We start from the raw sequence: 19063 nt of genomic DNA on the forward strand, positions 1-19063 counted from the left end.
TTGTCTCATTATCAGACTCTGTCGACAATGGCTGCCATCAATACTTACGTTGGAGTTGTATGTCATGGCAGTCGCTCATTCCCTTGGATTTCCGCGCATTGGACGCGATCGTGAACTGAAAAAAGCGCAGGAAGCGTTTTGGAAGGGTGAACTCGACGAAGCCGGCCTGCGTGCCGTCGGCCGTGACCTGCGCAAAACCCATTGGGCGCTGCAAAAACAGGCCGGAATCGAACTGCTGCCCGCCGGTGACTTCGCCTGGTACGACCAGGTACTGACACATTCGCTGATGTTCGGCGTGATCCCTGAACGTTTCCGCCCGGCCGATGGCAAAGCCACCTTGCACACCTTGTTCGGCATGGCGCGTGGGGTCAGTGACAGCTGCTGCGGCGGTGCCCACGCCCAGGAAATGACCAAGTGGTTCGACACCAACTACCACTACCTGGTGCCGGAATTCAGCGTCGACCAGCCGTTCCACCTCGGCTGGGATGAGCTGTTCGAAGAAGTGCAGGAAGCCCGTGATCTGGGCCACAACGTCAAGCCGGTTGTCATCGGCCCGCTGACTTACCTGTGGCTGGGCAAGGCCAAGGGCGGCGATTTCGATAAGCTCGACCTGCTTGAGCGCCTGCTGCCGTTGTACGGCCAGATCTTCCAGCGCCTGGCTGACCTGGGCGTTGAGTGGGTGCAAATCGACGAGCCGATCCTGGCGCTGGACCTGCCACAAGCGTGGAAAAACGCGTTTGAGCGTGCCTACAACCTGATCCAGCGTGACCCGCTGAAAAAGCTGGTTGCCACTTACTTCGGCGGCCTCGAAGAGAACCTCGGCCTGGCTGCCAACCTGCCGGTCGACGGCCTGCACATCGACCTGGTGCGCGCGCCGGATCAATACCCGACGATCCTCGACCGCTTGCCGGCGTATAAAGTGTTGTCGTTGGGGGTGGTCAACGGCCGTAACGTCTGGCGTTGCGACCTGGAAAAAGCCCTGGCGACCTTGCAACATGCGCATGAAAAGTTGGGTGATCGCCTGTGGGTTGCACCGTCCTGCTCGCTGCTGCACAGCCCGGTTGACTTGAGCCGTGAAGACACGCTGGATGGTGAACTGAAAAGCTGGTTGGCCTTCGCCCTGCAGAAGTGCGCGGAAGTCGCGGTGCTGGCCCAGGCCGTCAACGCACCCGACGCACCGAGCGTGCTCGCCGCCCTGGCGCAAAGCCGCGCGGTACAAGCGGCCCGCGCCGCTTCACCGCGTATTCACAAGCCGGCGGTGCAAGCCCGTGTGGCGGCAGTTACCGCCAACGACAGCCAGCGCCAGTCGCGGTTCGCCCAGCGGATCGACAAACAGCGTGCCGGCCTGAACCTGCCGCTGTTCCCGACCACCACCATCGGGTCGTTTCCACAAACCGCGTCGATCCGCCTGGCGCGCCATTCCTACAAAACCGGCAAGCTGAGCGCGGCCGAATACGTCGAAGCCATGCACAGCGAGATCAAACACGCCGTTGAAGTGCAGGAAAACCTTGGCCTGGATGTGCTCGTGCACGGTGAAGCCGAGCGTAACGACATGGTTGAATACTTCGCCGAGCAACTGGACGGCTACGCGTTCACCCGCTTTGGCTGGGTCCAGAGCTACGGTTCGCGCTGCGTGAAACCGGCGGTGATTTTTGGCGATCTGAGCCGTCCGAAGGCCATGACGGTGGAGTGGATCCGTTACGCCCAAGGCCTGACCAGCAAGGTCATGAAGGGCATGCTGACCGGCCCGGTGACCCTGCTGATGTGGTCGTTCCCACGGGAAGACGTGAGCCGCGAAGTGCAGGCGCGTCAACTGGCACTGGCGATTCGTGACGAGGTGGTCGACCTGGAAGCCGCCGGCATCAAGATCGTCCAGATCGACGAAGCCGCGTTCCGTGAAGGGCTGCCGTTGCGTCGCTCGCAGTGGCAGCACTACCTGGACTGGGCCAGCGAAGCGTTCCGTCTGTTCGCCAGCGGCGTGCGCGATGAAACCCAGATCCACACCCACATGTGCTACAGCGAGTTCAACGACGTGATCGAGTCCATCGCGGCAATGGATGCCGACGTCATCACCATCGAGACATCGCGTTCGGACATGGAGTTGCTGGACGCGTTCGAAGCCTTCGCTTACCCGAACGACATCGGCCCGGGTGTCTATGACATCCACTCGCCACGCGTGCCGGATGTGGCGCAAATGGTTAATTTGCTGCGCAAGGCGGCCAAGCGGATTCCGGCGCAGCGTCTGTGGGTCAACCCGGACTGCGGTTTGAAGACTCGCGCCTGGCCGGAGACTGAAGCGGCGCTGATCCATATGGTCGCGGCGGCGCGTCAACTGCGGGCTGAGCTGGCCTGAGCTAAACCCTGTGTGCGGTGGCGCGTTCGTTTCGAAGCAGGCGCGACTTAAGGTCGAGAAACTTAATCGAGTCTGTCGGCGTCGATAATGAACGACACAGGTTGAGTGGAGGTAAAGATGGCAGGCATCAACGAGCAATCCATTGAGGCGGTGATTCAGTTCTGGAAGCAGGCCGGGCCCAAGCGCTGGTTCGCCAAGGACGAGTCGTTCGACGCGGCCTTTCGCGACGGGTTTCACGCGACCCACATGCAGGCGGCACGCCGCGAGTTGGAAGGCTGGCTGGGTTCTGCTCACGGCGCGCTGGCCTTGTTGATCCTGCTGGATCAGTACCCACGCAATGCGTTTCGCGGTACCGCGCATATGTTTGCCACCGACCCGCTGGCGCGTTTGTACGCACACCGGATGGTCGAGGCCGGGCTTGATCAGTTGATCGAGCCCGAACTGCGTGCGTTCTGTTATTTGCCGTTCGAGCATTCGGAAGACCCGGCGGATCAGCAGCGTTCAGTGGCGTTGAACCAGCACCTGGATGCCAGCACCCGCCACTGGGCCAATGAGCACGCGAATATCATCCAACGGTTCGGGCGTTTTCCCCATCGCAACGCGGTGCTGGCAAGAGCAACCACGCCACAGGAGCATGAATTTCTCGAGGCTGGCGGCTTCGCAGGTTAGGGCTCGGCCTGCGCCAGGGCGGCCTCGGCGGGGGCTGGACGAAAGCGCCGCAGGCCCTTGAGGTCGACCGCCCAGCGCAACGCTTCGGTGGCCGAGGGGCGTGGTCCGTGGCTGATTGCGTTGGCATCCTCGGTCAGCGTGCCGAGGTAACCCTGGGCACCGCCGCGCTCGCTCCAGTAACGGGTGTGGCTCAGCCAGGAGCGGGCGAGCCAGCCTTGCCACTTGCCGACGGTGACCGGCAGGTCCAGCACGCCGGCGCCCATCACTGGCTTGACCGGGCCACCGACGACATCGCCAAACAGGCCGAAGGGCGCCGGGAAGTAGAGATTGGTCCAGCGCGTCACGGCAAATGCTGCCGCATGGTGCAGGTAGTGCGGGGTGAACGGTTTCTGGCCGAGCATCACCGGCTGGCGGGCGTTGTAGCCGTAGCCCTGGGTGTCTTCGGTGGGCGGGCAGGCCGGGGCTTCGCGGCGTTCAATGCGTTTTTTGAAATCACTCACGCTGCGGCCCAGCAGCAGGCTGGCATGGGCCATCGGGCTGCCGACAGTGACCAGGTCGGTGATGCGCCATGGGTTGCCCAGGCCGCGCTGCTCGATAAACGCCTCGGCCTGCTGTTCGCGAAATCTCAACGTGCTGCCCAGGCTGCCGTCGAGGGCCGCGCCGGCGTTGGGCAGTGCTTCCTTGACCACCGGTTGCAGTGCGGCGTGGTCGGCATAACGTCTGGCCAGTTCGCGGTTGCTGGGGATGACTTTGGTCAGTTGGTCGTGATGTTCATGCCACAGGTAGCCGACGATATCGTAGGCAATCACACTGCCCAAACTATGGCCGACGACGATGATGCGGTCGTAGTCGCCCTTTTTGTGCAGGGCGCGCAGCAACTCAACGCCATCGGCGCGGATCTGTTCGCGCACCACGACGTTCTGCGGGTTGGGGCTGAGGTAGCGTGCCGCGTCACCCAAATAGGACAGCGCGGAATAGCGCAACCCCAGGCCGATGGCGGCGACCAGCAGCGGAACCAGGGCAAAAGGGTTGTCGCCGTGATCGAACTCGCCCCAGGCCGTGGCCAGGGTGCCGGTCGCGACCAGCAGCAGGAGCATCATCACCGTCCAGCGGGTGGTGCGCCAGATCGGCACGATGGCATCGGGAATGTCACGGCGCGGGCGCTTGAAAATATCCCACAGCCAGCCCAGCAGGTGGCCAACCTTGGTGCCTTGCATCTTGTGGGCCCAGTAATACTCGTAGAAATCCGTGCTGGTGCGCCCCGACGACTTCAGAACGCGCAGGTCGAAATTGCGCGAAAGCCGGTCCGGCTTGCTCCAGTAGAACGGCGTGCCGCCCGGCGTGTCGGTCGGGATCATCGCTTCCACGAAGCCGCGTAAAGTGTCCATCGGGCGTTGTTCGCCGATGCCGTGGATGACGACAACTGCTTGTTTCATAAGCTGATCATTCCTTGAAGAACTACGAACGGCGTGGCCGATTTCGCAGAGTAGCTATTCGCTATGATCTTGCCACCATTGCTGCTATTCCCGCCAGGAATGCCCCCATAAAATCCCTGCATTGTCTTTCTCTGCGCAGATCTCGTAGCGTGACGGCTCACACAAGGAGACTGCTCATGAGCCATGGCCCGCTGCGCCTTTACGTTGATTCAATGTTCACCAGCCCTTACGCGATGTCGGTGTTCGTCACGCTGCGGGAAAAAGGCCTGGCCTTCGACACGGTCTGCCTTGATCTCGACGCGGCGCACCACCAGACCGCGGAGTTTGCGCGGCTGTCCATGACCCAGCGCGTGCCGACGTTAGTGGAGGGAGACTTTGCCCTGTCGGAGTCTTCGGCGATCTGTGAGTACCTGGATCAGGCCTACCCTGAAACTGCGGTGTACCCGGCGGACCCAAGGCAGCGGGCGAGGGCGCGACAGGTCCAGGCGTGGTTGCGCAGCGACCTGTTGCCGATTCGCCAGGAGCGCTCGACCCTGGTGGTGTTTTGCGGGCAAAAAGCCCCGCCGTTGTCGCCGGTGGCGCAAGTGGCGGCGCAAAAGTTGATCGAGGCGGCGCAGACGCTGTTGGCGGGCAACCCGGTGAACCTGTTCGGCGCATGGTCCATTGCTGACGTGGACTTGGCCGTGATGCTCAATCGCTTGATCCTCGGCGGTGACCGCGTGCCTGACGAGTTGGTCGCCTACGCCCGGCACCAGTGGCAGCGGCCCTCGGTACAGGCGTGGGTCAACCTGCAACGCCCGGCGCTTTAGCGGTTTCTTGCGATTCCTGGGCGACGCGCCGGTCCAGGTCTTCCCAATCCGCCATGCCCAGCACCCGCGTTGTGTTCAGGCCGCGCAGGTAACCGCGCAGCTGCTGGGCGCTGGCGTAACGCTTGTCGGCGCCCGCGGCTTCGTCCTGCAACACGTGTTCATAATCGACCAGGTAATCGGCGACCCGCTCGCGAAACTCCGGCAGTACGGCTTCGCGGATGCGGTCGAAGGTTTTCTGGTAGGGCTTCATAGCGTGGTCCTTATAGTTTTATGACGATCGGGGTAGGCGACACTATCGGTTCAAATGATAGTCACCATCAAGGATCGCAAGTTCTGTTTTTATGCGAAAAGCGGACAATCACGCCATCGAGACGCTGTTCAAGGAAATGCGCGATGAGGACGATGATCCAGTTGGGTTTAATCATGTTGATGCTCGGCACCACAATGCTGGCCAACCCGGCGATTGCCGATGATCTGCGTACGGGCCATTTGCTGCCACTCATCGGTAGCGTAGACTCCCTGCAGCACGCGCAGTCGGTGGGGGTGTTGTACAGCGAAAACACCCGCGACAACCTCAACTACCTTGAACGCTACCACGCCATGGCCATGAACGGCGCCAAGGATGCCCTCGACGGGCGCATCCGCGAGGCGTTCGTCAATAGCTCCGACCCGGAGTTGGCGATTGATTGGTTGATGAACTCGCTGCAGGGCACTTTTCGCAGCGTGACTGTCTATAGCAGCCTGGATGAGCTGGTGCAGGCTCACCCGGATGTGGTGGTGGTGCTCGATACCCATAACCAACTGCTGACCCAGCGCAACGACCGGGTTGAAGCGCGCTTTGTGGCGCGGTTCTACGATGCGAACCTGCAATACATCGCCAAGGCCGAAGGCTCGGTGCTCAAACAGGTGCCGTCGGTGTGGGTGCTGGACAAGGCGGCGCCCGAGATTGCTGCGCAGATTGAACAGCAGCGTGATGTACAGCTTGATGCCTTGAAGCAGTTTGATGTGTCGCTCAAGGCCCTGGTTCGCGCAGGTTGACGCGTGGATTGATGTGAACCCTATTGGTTATTTTCAGGAATGTTTATGCGCTCTTTTTTCGTCCCGGCCCTGGCTTTTGCTTCCGTGTTGCTGACCGGCTGTATTACCGCTCCCAACGCTCCGACGTTGACGTTGCAAACCGACAAGACCCCTGAAGGTTATCTGCAGTGCGTATTGCCCAAGCTTGAAAAGTCCGGCATCACATCGACCGTGACCCAGAATTCGCGCCACGCCAAAGTCGTGTTGACCAGCAAGATTGCCGCCGATGATGTGTTGGAAGCCTACAAGTCCCAAGAGGGCAGCAAGGTCTTCGTGTATGAGCGCAAGCCGCTGGCTTCGGCGCTCAAGCCGTCGCGCCTGGAGACGGCGGCGCAGGACTGCAAGTAACATCAGGCCTCACCGCTGCCAGTGTGGGCGCGGGTAAACCCGCTCCCACATTTTTTTGCTTACGGCTTAAGGTTTTGCTTCGCTGCTGAAGCTGTCGACAACGTTGACAAGCCCTTGAGCCGCCAGCGCGACCAACTCGCCGCCCTTTTCCACGGTCGCCAGGGCCGGGTCCGAGCCCATGCGTCCATCGGGGAAGCGTGCGCGGAAGTCCAGTGCCTCGCGAATCGGCCCTGTGTTGGCGATCTGCGGTGAATACTCGGCGGACTTGATCGATTCCGGGTAGGCCCACTGCGTCACCGCAATTTCCGACGGCGTGGCATGGCTGCCGTGGCCGACCGGGAATTGGCGGTGGGCCAGGTCGTTGACGCCTTCCAGATCCCACCAGTTCACCAGTTTCAGCGCGAACCCGGCCGGGCGGCGCGCATAGCTGGCCTCGGCGTACAGCTCGGAAAACGCAGCCTCGATGGTGGCGATATTGCCGCCGTGGCCATTCAAAAACAGGATCTTCTCGAAACCGTGCCCGGCCAACGAGCGCACCCAGTCGCCAATCGCGGCGATAAAGGTGGACGGGCGCAACGAAATGGTGCCGGGAAAGCCCAGGTGGTGCTGGGCCATGCCGATATTGAAGGTCGGGGCGATCAGGATGTCAGCGTGCTGCTGCGCCTCATGAGCGATGATCTCCGGGCACATCCAGTCGGTGCCCAGCAGGCCGGTAGGGCCATGTTGCTCGTTGGAGCCGATGGGGATCACCACCGTGCGGCTGCGCTCCAGAAACTGCCCGATCTCGATCCAGGTGGATTTATGTAGAAGCATGCGACGCTCTCTTTTATCGGTGAGGACAGGCTAACCACCACGGATTGTACGACTACTCGCCACTTGTTGGGGCTTGCAGTTGAGGTAGGTCGACGACTTCAGCCAGCGCTGGTCCGGGTACCAGGAAAACATGAACTGCCCATCCTTGAGTTTGTCTACCACTTGGCGCGCCACTTGCGGGCGCACGGCAGGGCAGCCCTGGCTGCGGCCGATTCGGCCTTCGCGCTTGCTCCACGCCGAGTTGACGTAGTCGGCGGCATGGATCACCAGGGCGCGGTCGCGGGCCTGGTCATTGAAGCCCGGCTCCAGGCCGTCCATGCGCAACGAGTAACCGTGAGCGCCGCGGTAACTTTCCTGGGTGCGAAACAAGCCCAGGCTGGATTGGTGGCTGCCTTCAAGGTTCGAGAACTGGGTGCCGAAGTTTTCCCCGGATTTGGCGCCGTGGGCCACCAGATCGCGGAGCACCAGGGTTTTTTTGCGTAAATCGAAGATCCACAGCCGACGAGCGGTAGAGGGCTGGGAGTAGTCAATAACGGCCAGGCGCTCCGAGCGCTCCTCGCCGTTATTGACCGCGCACTGCACGGCGCTCAAGGCGCTTTTCAGTACGGTGGGATTGAGTTCTGGAGCCGAGCGCGCCAGGCTGCTATACAAAGAAGGAGACGTGGCACTGGCCGCGAGCGCAACATTGCTCAGCGTAGCCAGGGTTACGGTGATCAAACCGAAGCGGCATATAAAAGTCAGCATCTACAGTACATCCCCGGCTGTGGATTGGAGTTAAGACAATTGTTCAAAAAACACGCATGTTACTTGAGCATTTGCCTGCTCGTTGCACCATTGGTCGCGACAGCCGATGAGCTGCCGGCAGACGCCGTGCCGCCTGTATCGATCAGCCCGATGCAACTGGCCCTCGCGCAGTTACCCAGCGTTTGCCCGGGCCTTGCCCCACAAATAGACGCAGCGGCCCAACTGCGCTTGCAAGCGTTTTACCAGCAGCAGGGCGACAGTCCGCTGTGGTCAGCCGCTGATCGCCGCCAGGCCTTGCAAGCCCAATTGCGGTTGCTGGCTGACGACGGCCTGGACCCCAGCCACTATAGCCTGCCCGCAACAGACGCCACGGCCAACGTGCTGTGCAGCGATATCGGCACCAGCCAGCAATACCTGCAAGCCCTGCAGGACTTGCACTACGGGCGTTTGCAGCAGTCGCGCTTCGAGCCGCTGTGGCATTCCCAGCCACCGCTGCAAGACCCCAACACCGCAGTGCTGGCCTTTGCCGCGACCGGCCTGCACGACCTGGCCCTGGCGTTTGACCAGGCGCGCCCCAGCGCCGACCTCTACCGCAGTTTGCGCAGTACTTATGCCACCGTGCGCCTGCAACCGTTGCCGCATTGGGACCCGGTCGCCTCCGGCCCGTTGCTGCGCCCCGGCATGGACGACCCGCGCGTACCCGAACTCGCGCGGCGTCTTTACAACGGCGGGTACCTGGCCAAGGTGCCGACCGGCAACGGCACGCAATACCGTGACGAACTGGTCAAGGCGGTCAAGGCCTTCCAGCTCAGCCACTCATTGCAGGCAGACGGTGTGATCGGTGCGGGCACCGTGGCCGAGCTCAACATCAGCCCGGCGATGCGCCGCGACCAGCTGCGCATCAACCTCGAACGTTTCCGTTGGCTGGCCCAGGACCTGGAGCCCGAAGGGGTGGTGGTCAACGTCGCGGCCGCACAACTGAGTGTTTATCAGAGCGGTATCCCGGTGTGGCAAACCCGCTTGCAAGTCGGGCGGGCGGAGCGGCAGACGCCGTTGCTCAAGTCACGGATTACGCGGTTGACGCTCAACCCCACCTGGACGATCCCGCCCACCATCATGCGTGAGGACAAGCTCCCCGCCATCCGGCTCAACCCCGAATACCTGCGCCAGCAAAACCTGCAAGTGCTCGATGCCCAAGGTCACCCACTCACGGCCGACCAGGTGGACTGGTCGCGCCCCGGGAATATTCTCCTGCGCCAGGAAGCCGGCCCGCGCAACCCGTTGGGCAAGATCGTGATGCGCTTTCCCAACCCGTATTCGGTCTACCTGCATGACACGCCGAGCCAGCCGTTGTTCACCAAAGGCCCGCGCGCGTTCAGTTCGGGGTGTGTGCGGGTTGAGCAGCCCATGTTGCTGCGTGACTTGCTGGTAACCCCGGCCGAACGCACGCGCACCGATGAGTTGCTGGCGACCGGCATGACCCATGAATTCCGGCTGGCCACGCCCGTGCCGGTGCTGTTGGGGTACTGGACCGTGGAGGTCGACCGCCAGGGCGGGCTGCTGTACGCGCCGGATATTTATGGGCGTGACCCGGTGTTGATGAAGGCGATGGGCGCCTTGCTCTAGGCGATATGCGCCAAGATCCTGGTGACAGCCTGATCCGCTGTCATCCGCGCGGTGTCGAGCGTCAACGGCTGTTCTTCCCAGGCCTCGTACTCATGCGCTGACACCGCTTGCCAAGTCGGGGGGAACAGCCCGGGAATATCCCCAGCGCGACTTTCCACTCGGCGTTGGTGTTCGTGTTGATCAGAACACACCACCTGGATGTTCACCCACTCAACATCGGCTGCCGCCGCCACGGCTTTCCACGCCTCCCGGCTTTCCTTGACCGGGTTCACGCAGTCCGCAATCACCGTCTGCCCCACGCGCAAATTGCTCAACGCCAGCGCATTTGCCACGCTGTAGCCGCTGGCGCCGACATCGCCGGCGAGTACCGCCGACGCCCGCAGCGCCTGCTCGATCACATCGATGCGCAGGTACACCGCGCGCGTGCGCCGTGCCAGCTCACGGGCAATCGTGGTTTTACCGGTGCCCGGCAGGCCGCTGAATACAATAAGCATGCTCAATCCTTTGATGAGAGTCGCCGGCCAGTCTAGCCGCGCTTACTTTAAATAGCAGGCGCTGATCCAGTCCGACGGGTGCGCAGCCAATTGCGTCGCCGTGGGCAGATAGCGCACGTCCAGTTGTGCGGCCAGCCAGAACAGCGTCGCGCTGCTGTTGGGCTGCCAGGTACCGCTGTAACCGGCTTCGCCTACGGCGGCGCGGTCTTTGTCGAACTGCACGTGGGTGTGCACGAACTCCTGATGGCTGCGTTGCCCCGTGGCGTAGGGCACCAGCCAGTCCAGGGCTGCGGCCAGCGAGGCACCCTTGGCCTTGAGGTTCAGCCAATCGCCGCCGTAGGGCTTGGCCGCCAGCGCGGCTTGCACCAGAGGCTCAAGGTCGTAGACCACGTAATGCAAGGCGTCACGGTCTTCAAAGTCGGTCACCGAACCGTCGGGCAGGATGTTATCGGCGACCTGCTGTTTGAATAATTGATGGGCGTGTTCGAGCATGGCCGGGTCGCCGAGGGCCGCGGCAGCCACACTGACCAGCTTGACGCGATGGCTCTGCCAATTATTGGTCTGGGTGCCTTTTTTCTGCCCGTGAAATTGCTGGATCTGCGCGATATAGCCGTTGCCCAGGGTGCTGATCAAACGGCGACTGGCCGCGCGGGTTTCCAGGCGCAAGTGATCGGCTGTCAACGCGTAAGCCGTGATCAGCATATCGAGGTTGGTTTCGTCGATGGGGTTGAAGTCCGGCTGGTACACGTCGGCCCATGCGGCGAGGTAGTCGTCGACTTGCTTGAGGTAACGCGGATCGCCGCTGATGCGCCAGGCCAGTGCCGCCTGGCGCATCAGCGGCCAGTCCTTCTCGGCGGCAATGCTTTGCGCGCGGATGCCCTGGTTTGGCAGCGTGCCTTCGGTGTGCAAATGCGGCAACGGCGCGGGCGAGTCGGCCAACTGCCGTTGGGCGGCGGCCAGCAGCGCTTTGGACGTCGGGTTCGAAGCGGCCGGCTGGCACAGGTTCGGTGTTTGCGCAGCCGCCATGGCCGCGTGGGAAAGCACGGCCAGCAGTGCGGTGATGGCGACGGTGGTGGTTTTCATGGTCGGCTCAGCAGGACTCGATCGTGCCCACGCTAGCATGCAGCCGAATCGGCGTTGATGAAACTCCCGTATGCTTGCCGCCAACCCCGTAGAAACCCAGGACAGCCCATGACCTTGCCCTTCGTGAAGATGCATGCCCATGGCGATGACTTCATCATCATCGACCGCCGCGGTCAGGATGACCCGATTACCGCGCAGATCGCCCGTCGGCTGGGTAACCGCCATACCGGCATCGGCTTCAACCAATTGGCCGTGGTACTCGACTGCACCGACGCCGCCGCGCGTATCAAGTTCTGGAACGCCGATGGCACGCCGTTGCAAACCTGCGGCAGCGCCACCCGCGGCGTGGCCGACCGCTTGATGCATGAAACCGGCAGCCAGTCGGTGGTATTGCGCACCGACCGGGGCTTGTTGACCTGCGTGCGGGCGGCGGCGCAGCAGGTCTCGGTGAACATGGGCGCCCCCTCACTGGACTGGGCGGCAGTGCCGCTGGCCGCGGCGATCGACACGCGCACCTTGCCCATCGACGGCGCGCCGGCGGCGTGCAGCATGGGCAACCCGCACTGCACGTATTTCGTCGATGACCTGGCCGCCCTCGATGTGGCAGCCGTGGGCCCGGCGCTGGAAACGCATCCATTGTTCCCGGCCAGGACCAATGTGCATTTTGTGCAGGTGGTGGACCGCCAGCATATCCGCCTGCGCATCTGGGAACGTGGTGGTGGCGTGCCGCTGGGCTCTGGTTCGTGCTGCTGCGGGGCGGTGGTCAATGGGATCCGGCGCGGTTTGCTCGATGCCACGGTTCAAGTGCAGTGCGACGGCGGGACGGTCACCGTGCAGTGGGACGGGCAGGGCGGCGTCGTCTTGACCGGCAGCGTGGAGCCGATTATGCAGGGCGCGGCCTACGTGCTTTAGAACGTCACGGTAAAGGTTGTACCGGTGTTCTCGCAGGAACTTACTGTCACATCGCCACCGTGCGCCTTGGCCAGTTCGCGCACGATATACAGGCCCAGGCCGACGCTGCGCACCTCGCTGCCCTGGTCGGTGCCACGGGTCATAGGCTCGAACAGCCCGGCCAGCAGGGTTTCAGGAATCACTGCGCCGTAGTTGTGCACCGCCACTTCGCAGCGAGTGTCGGCCAGGCGTGAGGTGATCGTGATCGGCATGAGTACGTCGCCATACGCCACGCTGTTGGCGACCAGGTTGCCGATGATCTGCTGCACACGGTCGGCATCCAGGCACGCAGCGCCCGTGCCTTCGGTGTGGTGCTTCAACGTGGCGGTGGGGAAGGCCACGCGCAGCTCATCGACGGCGTGTTGAATCACCCCGTGCAGGTCCACAGCGGTGGTCTTGACGCTGATGCCGTGGCCGACCCTGGCCTGGGTGAAGTCCAGCAAGTCGGCGATCATCCGCTGGGCGCGCTCGGACGACTGGGCGATATGGCCCAGCAACTGGCGTTCCTTGGGCGTGCGCTCGCTACGGCTGAGAAAGTCGGACGCCATACGGATGGCCGTGAGGGGGTTCTTCAAGTCGTGGCTGACAATCGCCATCATCTGCTCGGCAAATAAAGCGCGGCGCTGGGCGACAGCATAGGCTTCGCTCAGCTCGGCCTGGGCCTGATGCAGCGCGATTTCGGCAGTGCTTTTTTGCTGCAACAAGGCTTCGGCGAGCTTGCGCGCATTGAGCAGCTCGCGTTCGTACTTGTCGCGGTCGGTGGTGCCGAACAACGCCAGGTCATGCACCACGGCGTCAGCCTGTGCGCGCTTGCGGGCGTTGAGCAAGACGGTCACCTTGTGCCCATCGCGGTGCAGCATGTCGAGCTTTACCTCGCTGACACTGGCATGCATGCGCAACAGTGGTGCCAGGTGGGTCTGGTGGAAAATCCGCCCGCCGATGGTCAGCAGGTCCTGGAAGCGCCGCCCATGCAACTCGGCGTTGCGCAACCCCAGCCATTCCCCGAGTCGTGCGTTGGCATGCAGGATCGTGCCGTCCTCGGCGGTGACGGCCAGGGCACATGCGGCGCTGTCGAACAGCTCAGCCGACATGGGCCATGCCCCACGGCCCCAGGAAATTTTCCATCGCCGCTGCGCAGGCCTGCGGTGCGCTCATGTGCGGGCAATGGCCGACGTTGTCCACCAGGCAAAAGGTGCTGTTGGGGAGCACGCTGTGCAGGTACTCACCCACGACTACCGGCGCGATCAGATCGTCGCTCGATTGCAGGATCAATACGGGCGTGGTCAGGCCGATCACGTCCTGACGGTTATCCGACATAAAGGTCACCCGCGCGAATTGCTTGGCGATATCGGGTTCAGTGCGGCAGAAACTGTCGCTGAGTTCGGCGCTCAACCCTGGTTGCTCGGGGGCGCCCATGATCACCGGGGCCATGGCGCTGGACCAGCCGAGGTAGTTGCTGTCCAGGGTATCGAGCAGGTCGTCTATATCACTGCGCTTGAAACCGCCGACGTAATCAACGTCATCTATGTAGCGCGGCGAAGGGCCGATCATCACGTGGGCGGCGATACGGCCGGGGGCCAGGCGGTCGGCGAGCGTGCCAATCATCGCGCTGACTGAATGGCTGACCAAAATCACCGGGCCGCTGGCGAAGGCGTCGATAATTTCGTTCAAGTCGTGGGCGTAGCCATCCAGCGCGCTGTATTTGGCCTTGTCGAACGCACTGACATCCGACAACCCGGCGCCGACGAGGTCATAGAGCACCACGCGAAAGCGGTTGATGAATGGCGGCGCGAGGTAATTCCACATCGCCTGATTGCAGCCGAAACCATGCGAGAACACCAGGGTCGCCGACCCGCTGCCCATCACACTGACGTTATTGCGATGTTTCAGGTTCATGGCGTTCTCATGGATGGCATTTTGCTATTTTGCCGTAATGGGCAGTTTAAATAGTCACAGGCGCGGGGTCACGCGTTATAGCGCCGATAAGGTAAAGTCAGGCCCTTCAGGATGAAATTTCAGGTAACAATGTATGCGGCTGTGTTTGCGGCAATCGGTCTTGAGTGTATTGGCCTTAGTATTTTTCGCCCTGTTGAATACGGCCCTGGCCGATACCTCGCCAATCAAGGTGACCCTCGACCAACGGGTGATCGACCTCACCAATACGCTGGACACCGGCACTACCGATCGCCTGAAATCTCAGCTCGCGGCACTGGAGCAGCGCAAAGGCGCGCAAGTTGCCGTGCTGCTGGTGCCGACCACGGGCGGCGCGAGCATCGAAGACTTCGCCAACCCACTGTTCCGTGCTTGGAAACTGGGGCGCAAGGACGTCAATGACGGCATCCTGCTGGTGGTCGCCAAGAATGACCACAAGGTGCGTATCGAAGTGGGCTACGGCCTGGAAGGCACCGTCACCGACCTGCTGGCGCACCGCATCATTGAAGAACACCTTACTCCGGCGTTTCGCCAGGGCGACTACGCGGGCGGTATTCAACAGGCGGTCGACGATCTGACGCTGCTGGTGGACGGAGGCGACCTGCCCGACGTGGCACCGCCGGGGCTTAACCCTCAAGCGATCGCGGTGTTGCTGGCGTTCATCGTCGGCGCCGTCGGCGGTGTGCTGATCGCTGCGGGCAAGCTGCATTGGCGCCTGGCGTTGATTGCTACGCTGGTGGTGACGCTGCTGCTGACGATGTACGGTGGCGGCCGGGACTGGCCGGTCTACCTGTTGCTCTTGCCGCTGACCCTGTTGATTGGTGGTGCGACCTTCGGTGCGCTGTGGCTGGCGCGCCGAGTGTTTTACGGCGTGATTGGCTTGCTGGTGTACATCGGCGGAGTATTGATGGCGGATCGGTTGATGAACGTCAACTTGGTCCATTGGCTGCTATGGCCATTAGGCGGCGCATTGATTCTGGGCCTGTACGCAGGGCTGTTTTTGCTCATCAGGGCGTCGTGGAAGAACAGCCCGCGCTTCTTCCGCGTGCGTGCGCTGGTGGTCGTGGCGATTTATGTGTTGGCCGGTTGGCTGGTGGGGCGCGGCTACGAAGGCTGGATCGTCGCGATACCGGTGGCCTCGTTCGCCGCGTTTATTCTGTTTGTGCAGAGCGTTGCAGGTTCGGGCTCCGGTTCAAGGTCTGGCGGTGACAGTGGTTCGAGCGCCAGCAGCTCAAGTTCCAGTCGCTCAAGTTCCGATAGCAGCTCGTCCGGTGGCGGCGGTTCCAGTGGTGGCGGTGGGGCGTCAGGCAGTTGGTAAAGCGGCTAGCGTGGCTTGTAGCCCACCCATCCTTTGAAGCTGAAGCCTGCGTAGAACAACGCCACGTCTTCGAACCCGGCGTCCTGCATCAGGGCGGCATCCTGCTCGGGTGACAGCACTGGCAGTTGCGCACTGATCGCCGTAATCGCCCGTTCGGCATCTTCCGCCGGCACGCCCGAGTCCACTGCAAACGCTGCATAGCGCTTCAACCAGCGGGCTTTTTCCTGCGGTGTCTGCGGGAAACTATGGTGCGCCACAATCAGCGGTGCGCCGGGCAGTAACCGCTGCCACAGCGCCTTGAGTGTTTGCAGGCGTTCTGGCTTGGGGATGAAATGCAGGGTCAGCAGGCACGTTGCCCCATCAAACGGCCCCAACGGCGCGGTATCGATATAGCCTTCATGTAACTGCACGCGCGCATTGAAAGGGCCCAACGTCGCCTGCGCCAGCTTCAACATCTCAGCCGACGGGTCCACACCGACAAAACGCCAGTTCGGTTCTGCGTCGGCAAAACATTTCAACTCCAGGCCGCCCCCGGCGCCGAGCACCAGCACATTGCCCGCAGCGGGTACCGCTTCGCGCAGCAGCAGGGTGGTCATGCGCTGCAAGCCATCGAAGCCCGGCACCAGGCGCACGGGGCCCTCGGCGTAGCGGGCAACGGCATCGGGGTCGGAAAAAAAGCGCAGGGTGGGTTCCTGCGGATAGGGCGAGGGATCAACCCTACTGTGGCACATCGGCAGTGGCAATTGCTGTTACCGGCATTCGTGGTAAAACGTAGCTCTTTGGGACCCACGAATACGGAGGCTCAATGTCTGCTGCCAACCGCCCTGAAATCACTCTTCGTAATGCCATTGCCGAGGACGCCTTGTGCATTGGCGTGCTGGGTATGCAGGTGTTCCTTGATACCTACGCGACGCAGGGCATTCGCCGTTCGATTGCCAATGAAGCGTTGCAGGCCTTTGCGCCGCAGACCATCGCCGAACTGATGGCGCAGCCCGATATCTCGCTGGTGGTGGCTGAGTCGGATGGCCATCTCGTTGGTTTTGCCCAGGTCAAACTCACCGCCAGCCATTCGATGATCGAGGCGTCTGACGTTGCCGAACTGCAACGCCTGTATATACAGGAGCGATTTACCGGCCTGGGGATCGGCTATCAATTGCTGCAAGCGGCAGAGCAGCGCGCCAAGCTCGGCGGCGCCTCGTTATTGTGGGCGACCGTGTGGGTGGGCAATGCGCGCGCGCTGGGTTTTTACCCTCGGCGCGGTTATGCGCTGCTGGGTGCGCCGACGTATACCTTCCAGGGGGAAACCCATGGGAATCGTCTGTTTGGTAAAGCCCTGATGCCCGACGCGTGAGGGCTCACGGCAGGATGATGTAGTCGTTGTGCTGGATGATCGGCTGGTGCGGGCCTTGCACCAGGTGAACATAGCGACCGTCCACCAGATCAATCGGCAAGCAGTCGTCGATATCCATTACGCCATCGGTGTGGGCCTGGGACCAGTGTTGCAACATTTGCCGCTGCCCCTTGCGCTTGGCTTCCTGTTTGTCCCGGGCGACCACCAGCAGGTAATGATGGGCCTCGCCAAAAGCGTTGGCCTCGTAGCCGCCGAGGTTGATGAAGTACAGGTGATGCGCGTCGGCAGGCGGCGCCATCTGGCTGAGTTCGACTTTCCAGCCGTCGACGCCATCGACGGCCATCCACGCATCGATATGCACACCCTTAGGGCTGCCGAACCAGCCGTCGCGCAATTGGGTGTAGGTGTGTTGCAGCGTATCCGCGACTGCGAATACCACATCGTGAACTTCGATTTTAGCCCGTGGGTGCTTGCCCCCGAGCATGACGACAAACAGCATTGCAGGTCCGTCCTGGCGACTTGGAAAAGGCTAACCATACTTCGATTGAACCCTTTTGTCCGGTCAGTGCCACACTGTTAATCCGCGAACTCATCAGGAGGTTGTTATGCGTACCATTGATCTGGCCGGTGTTCCCGTTCCTGTCATCGGCCAGGGAACCTGGCGAATGGGCGAAAACCCAGACCAGCGCAGAGCCGAAGTCGCCGCGTTGCAACTGGGTATCGACGAGGGCATGACCTTGATCGACACCGCCGAAATGTACGGTGAAGGCGGCGCCGAGGAAGTGGTCGGCGAGGCCATTCGCGGCAAGCGCGATCAGGTATTCCTGGTCAGTAAAGTCTACCCTCACAATGCCAGCCACAAGGGCGTTCCCCGTGCCTGCGATGCCAGCCTTCAGCGCCTGGGTACCGACTACATTGACCTGTACCTGTTGCATTGGCGCGGTCAGTACCCGCTTGAAGAAACCGTCGAAGCCTTTGAGCGTCTGCGCGAGGCGGGCAAGATCGGCCGTTGGGGTGTTTCCAACTTTGACGTCGCCGACCTGCAGGAACTTGCCTCCCCAGTCTGTGCCACCAACCAGGTGCTCTACAACATCGAAGAGCGTGGTATCGAGTTCGACCTCCTGCCATGGTGGCAACAGCACCATTTGCCGTTGATGGCGTACTGCCCAATCGCCCAGGGCGGTGAGCTGCTGTCCAGCCCGACGCTCAAGCAGATCGCCCACCGACACGAGGCCACACCCGCACAAATCGCCCTGGCCTGGGTACTGCGCCAGGAGGGCGTGATTGCGATCCCCAAAGCGGTGAGTCCCGAGCATGTGCGGCTCAACGCCAGCGCCGCGAAACTGGTGCTGGACGAGCACGATCTGGATGCCATCGACCGTGTGTTTGGCGCCCCCAAGCGCAAGCACCCGCTGGCGATGGTGTAACAACCCGCCTGGCAGAACCGGCGCCCTCCATGGCGCCGGTTCCTGCATCCTCCAGGGTTAGCCGGCGACCGGGCTACGCCAGTCATCAGAGCCGGAAGTACCCGCCACCTCGTGAGTCCAGATGATCTTGCGATAGGTGAAGTGCACGTCTTCCAGATGCGTGAAGTGCGCGTTTTCAGGTGCCTGACAGTTGGGCATGCGCGACTGGATGTCCACGATGGTCGCCCCTTCGAGTTCGATGGTGAAGTAGTGCTCCTGGGTTCCAGCCGAGGAGGTGCGGAACCACTCCAACCGGCATTTGACTTCTTCGCCGCTGGTTAGCGCACTGAACAGCAGGGGCGATGATTTATCGAAGACCTTGCTGATCATCAACGGTTTATGAACCCGCTGGCCTGTTGGCTGACCCGATTGCGGATCACGGGGAATAATCACCTGATGAGCAAATGCCTGGACCAGTATCTGGTCTTCATGGCCTTCCTGATAAATGTTGCCTACCGAGTCCTGAGTAAAAGTGCCTGCCGTAATCAGACCTTGTTTGACACCGGTGATTGAAAGATACGCGGGTGTTGGCATGACGGGTTTCCTTGCCGGGTAGTTGAGGTAATTCCCTGCGGCGATTGTGCCGGGTGGGC

Annotated in this window: 21 protein-coding genes; 10 read left to right on the forward strand and 11 right to left on the reverse strand. The window is 62.0% G+C overall.

The annotated features are described in order from the left end of the window. Nucleotides 1-64 precede the first annotated feature (64 nt). Both metE and A7D21_RS08115 read left to right on the forward strand, forming a co-directional pair. Nucleotides 65-2353, forward strand: coding sequence for a 5-methyltetrahydropteroyltriglutamate--homocysteine S-methyltransferase (gene metE / locus A7D21_RS08110; protein WP_069551426.1), 2289 nt, complete (start codon nt 65-67; stop codon nt 2351-2353). Between the two features lie 117 nt (nt 2354-2470). Continuing rightward, a complete protein-coding gene (locus tag A7D21_RS08115; RefSeq protein ID WP_069551427.1) occupies nt 2471-3022 on the forward strand; it encodes a DUF924 family protein in 552 nt (183 codons plus the stop codon). Here the strand turns inward: A7D21_RS08115 and A7D21_RS08120 are convergent. Beyond that, nucleotides 3019-4458 carry a hypothetical protein gene (locus A7D21_RS08120; RefSeq protein ID WP_069551428.1) on the reverse strand — a complete coding sequence of 480 codons (1440 nt, stop codon included), beginning with the start codon at nt 4456-4458 and terminating at the stop codon, nt 3019-3021. The genes A7D21_RS08115 and A7D21_RS08120 overlap by 4 nt on opposite strands. A gap of 176 nt (nt 4459-4634) precedes the next feature. Here A7D21_RS08120 and yfcF point away from each other — a divergent pair, with 176 nt between their 5' ends. After that, nucleotides 4635-5267 carry a glutathione transferase gene (gene yfcF, locus A7D21_RS08125; RefSeq protein WP_053256413.1) on the forward strand — a complete coding sequence of 211 codons (633 nt, stop codon included), beginning with the start codon at nt 4635-4637 and terminating at the stop codon, nt 5265-5267. Here the strand turns inward: yfcF and A7D21_RS08130 are convergent. Continuing rightward, complete coding sequence (locus A7D21_RS08130) at nt 5242-5517, reverse strand: hypothetical protein (RefSeq protein ID WP_053256412.1); 276 nt, start codon at nt 5515-5517, stop codon at nt 5242-5244. The two genes, yfcF and A7D21_RS08130, sit on opposite strands and share 26 nt — an antisense overlap. Before the next feature lie 143 nt (nt 5518-5660). On the opposite strand from A7D21_RS08130, the gene A7D21_RS08135 reads away from it, so the two are divergent. Both A7D21_RS08135 and A7D21_RS08140 read left to right on the forward strand, forming a co-directional pair. Further along, complete coding sequence (locus A7D21_RS08135) at nt 5661-6305, forward strand: ATPase (protein ID WP_069551429.1); 645 nt, start codon at nt 5661-5663, stop codon at nt 6303-6305. 45 nt (nt 6306-6350) lie between these two features. Continuing rightward, nucleotides 6351-6692, forward strand: coding sequence for a hypothetical protein (locus A7D21_RS08140; RefSeq protein ID WP_053256410.1), 342 nt, complete (start codon nt 6351-6353; stop codon nt 6690-6692). Nucleotides 6693-6758: 66 nt separating this feature from the next. Here the strand turns inward: A7D21_RS08140 and A7D21_RS08145 are convergent, their stop codons facing one another. Together A7D21_RS08145 and A7D21_RS08150 are read right to left on the reverse strand one after the other, a co-directional pair. Then, nucleotides 6759-7505, reverse strand: a complete 747-nt coding sequence (locus A7D21_RS08145) for a creatininase family protein (protein WP_053256409.1) — start codon at nt 7503-7505, stop codon at nt 6759-6761. Nucleotides 7506-7535: 30 nt separating this feature from the next. Continuing rightward, on the reverse strand, nt 7536-8249 hold the full coding sequence (locus A7D21_RS08150; RefSeq protein ID WP_069551430.1) for a murein L,D-transpeptidase catalytic domain family protein: 714 nt from the start codon (nt 8247-8249) through the stop codon (nt 7536-7538). A gap of 39 nt (nt 8250-8288) precedes the next feature. On the opposite strand from A7D21_RS08150, the gene A7D21_RS08155 reads away from it, so the two are divergent. Further along, nucleotides 8289-9875 (forward strand): murein L,D-transpeptidase, encoded by a 1587-nt coding sequence (locus A7D21_RS08155; protein ID WP_053256407.1) that lies wholly within the window; start codon nt 8289-8291, stop codon nt 9873-9875. On the opposite strand, the gene A7D21_RS08160 is transcribed toward A7D21_RS08155, so the two are convergent. Further along, nucleotides 9872-10369, reverse strand: coding sequence for an AAA family ATPase (locus A7D21_RS08160; RefSeq protein WP_069551431.1), 498 nt, complete (start codon nt 10367-10369; stop codon nt 9872-9874). The two genes, A7D21_RS08155 and A7D21_RS08160, sit on opposite strands and share 4 nt — an antisense overlap. 42 nt (nt 10370-10411) lie before the next feature. Beyond that, complete coding sequence (locus A7D21_RS08165) at nt 10412-11452, reverse strand: alginate lyase family protein (RefSeq protein WP_069551432.1); 1041 nt, start codon at nt 11450-11452, stop codon at nt 10412-10414. A 108-nt stretch (nt 11453-11560) separates the two neighbouring features. On the opposite strand from A7D21_RS08165, the gene dapF reads away from it, so the two are divergent. After that, nucleotides 11561-12364 (forward strand): diaminopimelate epimerase, encoded by an 804-nt coding sequence (gene dapF, locus A7D21_RS08170; protein WP_069551433.1) that lies wholly within the window; start codon nt 11561-11563, stop codon nt 12362-12364. Here dapF and A7D21_RS08175 read toward each other — a convergent pair. Both A7D21_RS08175 and A7D21_RS08180 read right to left on the reverse strand, forming a co-directional pair. Continuing rightward, nucleotides 12361-13494, reverse strand: a complete 1134-nt coding sequence (locus A7D21_RS08175) for a PAS domain-containing sensor histidine kinase (RefSeq protein WP_069551434.1) — start codon at nt 13492-13494, stop codon at nt 12361-12363. The two genes, dapF and A7D21_RS08175, sit on opposite strands and share 4 nt — an antisense overlap. Continuing rightward, the gene (locus tag A7D21_RS08180) at nt 13484-14299 is read right to left on the reverse strand and encodes an alpha/beta fold hydrolase (RefSeq protein ID WP_069551435.1); all 816 of its coding nucleotides are present in this window, start codon (nt 14297-14299) and stop codon (nt 13484-13486) included. Before A7D21_RS08180 ends, A7D21_RS08175 begins: the two co-directional genes overlap by 11 nt. A 133-nt stretch (nt 14300-14432) precedes the next feature. Between A7D21_RS08180 and A7D21_RS08185 the strand changes: the two genes are divergently transcribed. Further along, entirely contained in the window at nt 14433-15653 is a 1221-nt protein-coding gene (locus A7D21_RS08185; protein WP_069551436.1) for a YgcG family protein, read from the forward strand. Between the two features lie 5 nt (nt 15654-15658). On the opposite strand, the gene A7D21_RS08190 is transcribed toward A7D21_RS08185, so the two are convergent. Then, a complete protein-coding gene (locus A7D21_RS08190) occupies nt 15659-16336 on the reverse strand; it encodes a class I SAM-dependent methyltransferase (RefSeq protein WP_078828116.1) in 678 nt (225 codons plus the stop codon). A gap of 122 nt (nt 16337-16458) precedes the next feature. Here A7D21_RS08190 and A7D21_RS08195 point away from each other — a divergent pair, with 122 nt between their 5' ends. Beyond that, nucleotides 16459-17004, forward strand: a complete 546-nt coding sequence (locus A7D21_RS08195; RefSeq protein ID WP_069551437.1) for a GNAT family N-acetyltransferase — start codon at nt 16459-16461, stop codon at nt 17002-17004. A 4-nt stretch (nt 17005-17008) separates the two neighbouring features. Here the strand turns inward: A7D21_RS08195 and A7D21_RS08200 are convergent, their stop codons facing one another. Then, nucleotides 17009-17503: a DUF1543 domain-containing protein gene (locus A7D21_RS08200; protein ID WP_053256398.1), complete on the reverse strand. Its 495-nt coding sequence runs from the start codon at nt 17501-17503 to the stop codon at nt 17009-17011. 106 nt (nt 17504-17609) lie between these two features. Here A7D21_RS08200 and A7D21_RS08205 point away from each other — a divergent pair, with 106 nt between their 5' ends. Continuing rightward, a complete protein-coding gene (locus A7D21_RS08205) occupies nt 17610-18431 on the forward strand; it encodes an aldo/keto reductase (RefSeq protein WP_069551438.1) in 822 nt (273 codons plus the stop codon). Between the two features lie 57 nt (nt 18432-18488). On the opposite strand, the gene A7D21_RS08210 is transcribed toward A7D21_RS08205, so the two are convergent. Beyond that, nucleotides 18489-19004: an Hcp family type VI secretion system effector gene (locus tag A7D21_RS08210; protein WP_053256396.1), complete on the reverse strand. Its 516-nt coding sequence runs from the start codon at nt 19002-19004 to the stop codon at nt 18489-18491. Between the last annotated feature and the right edge of the window lie 59 nt (nt 19005-19063).

Origin of the sequence: Pseudomonas sp. AP19 (assembly GCF_001728855.1) — a bacterium.
GTDB classification, from domain to species: Bacteria; Pseudomonadota; Gammaproteobacteria; order Pseudomonadales; family Pseudomonadaceae; genus Aquipseudomonas; species Aquipseudomonas fluorescens.

Coding starts and splice junctions, on each gene's coding strand:
- A7D21_RS08130 (WP_053256412.1), bottom strand. CDS start 5,517: ATGAAGCCCTACCAGAAAACCTTCGACCGCATCCGCGAAGCCGTACTG.
- A7D21_RS08175 (WP_069551434.1), bottom strand. CDS start 13,494: ATGTCGGCTGAGCTGTTCGACAGCGCCGCATGTGCCCTGGCCGTCACC.
- dapF (WP_069551433.1), top strand. CDS start 11,561: ATGACCTTGCCCTTCGTGAAGATGCATGCCCATGGCGATGACTTCATC.
- A7D21_RS08160 (WP_069551431.1), bottom strand. CDS start 10,369: ATGCTTATTGTATTCAGCGGCCTGCCGGGCACCGGTAAAACCACGATT.
- A7D21_RS08115 (WP_069551427.1), top strand. CDS start 2,471: ATGGCAGGCATCAACGAGCAATCCATTGAGGCGGTGATTCAGTTCTGG.
- A7D21_RS08205 (WP_069551438.1), top strand. CDS start 17,610: ATGCGTACCATTGATCTGGCCGGTGTTCCCGTTCCTGTCATCGGCCAG.
- A7D21_RS08200 (WP_053256398.1), bottom strand. CDS start 17,503: ATGCTGTTTGTCGTCATGCTCGGGGGCAAGCACCCACGGGCTAAAATC.
- A7D21_RS08150 (WP_069551430.1), bottom strand. CDS start 8,249: ATGCTGACTTTTATATGCCGCTTCGGTTTGATCACCGTAACCCTGGCT.
- A7D21_RS08210 (WP_053256396.1), bottom strand. CDS start 19,004: ATGCCAACACCCGCGTATCTTTCAATCACCGGTGTCAAACAAGGTCTG.
- A7D21_RS08165 (WP_069551432.1), bottom strand. CDS start 11,452: ATGAAAACCACCACCGTCGCCATCACCGCACTGCTGGCCGTGCTTTCC.
- A7D21_RS08135 (WP_069551429.1), top strand. CDS start 5,661: ATGAGGACGATGATCCAGTTGGGTTTAATCATGTTGATGCTCGGCACC.
- A7D21_RS08145 (WP_053256409.1), bottom strand. CDS start 7,505: ATGCTTCTACATAAATCCACCTGGATCGAGATCGGGCAGTTTCTGGAG.
- metE (WP_069551426.1), top strand. CDS start 65: ATGGCAGTCGCTCATTCCCTTGGATTTCCGCGCATTGGACGCGATCGT.
- A7D21_RS08185 (WP_069551436.1), top strand. CDS start 14,433: ATGCGGCTGTGTTTGCGGCAATCGGTCTTGAGTGTATTGGCCTTAGTA.
- yfcF (WP_053256413.1), top strand. CDS start 4,635: ATGAGCCATGGCCCGCTGCGCCTTTACGTTGATTCAATGTTCACCAGC.
- A7D21_RS08195 (WP_069551437.1), top strand. CDS start 16,459: ATGTCTGCTGCCAACCGCCCTGAAATCACTCTTCGTAATGCCATTGCC.
- A7D21_RS08120 (WP_069551428.1), bottom strand. CDS start 4,458: ATGAAACAAGCAGTTGTCGTCATCCACGGCATCGGCGAACAACGCCCG.
- A7D21_RS08140 (WP_053256410.1), top strand. CDS start 6,351: ATGCGCTCTTTTTTCGTCCCGGCCCTGGCTTTTGCTTCCGTGTTGCTG.
- A7D21_RS08180 (WP_069551435.1), bottom strand. CDS start 14,299: ATGAACCTGAAACATCGCAATAACGTCAGTGTGATGGGCAGCGGGTCG.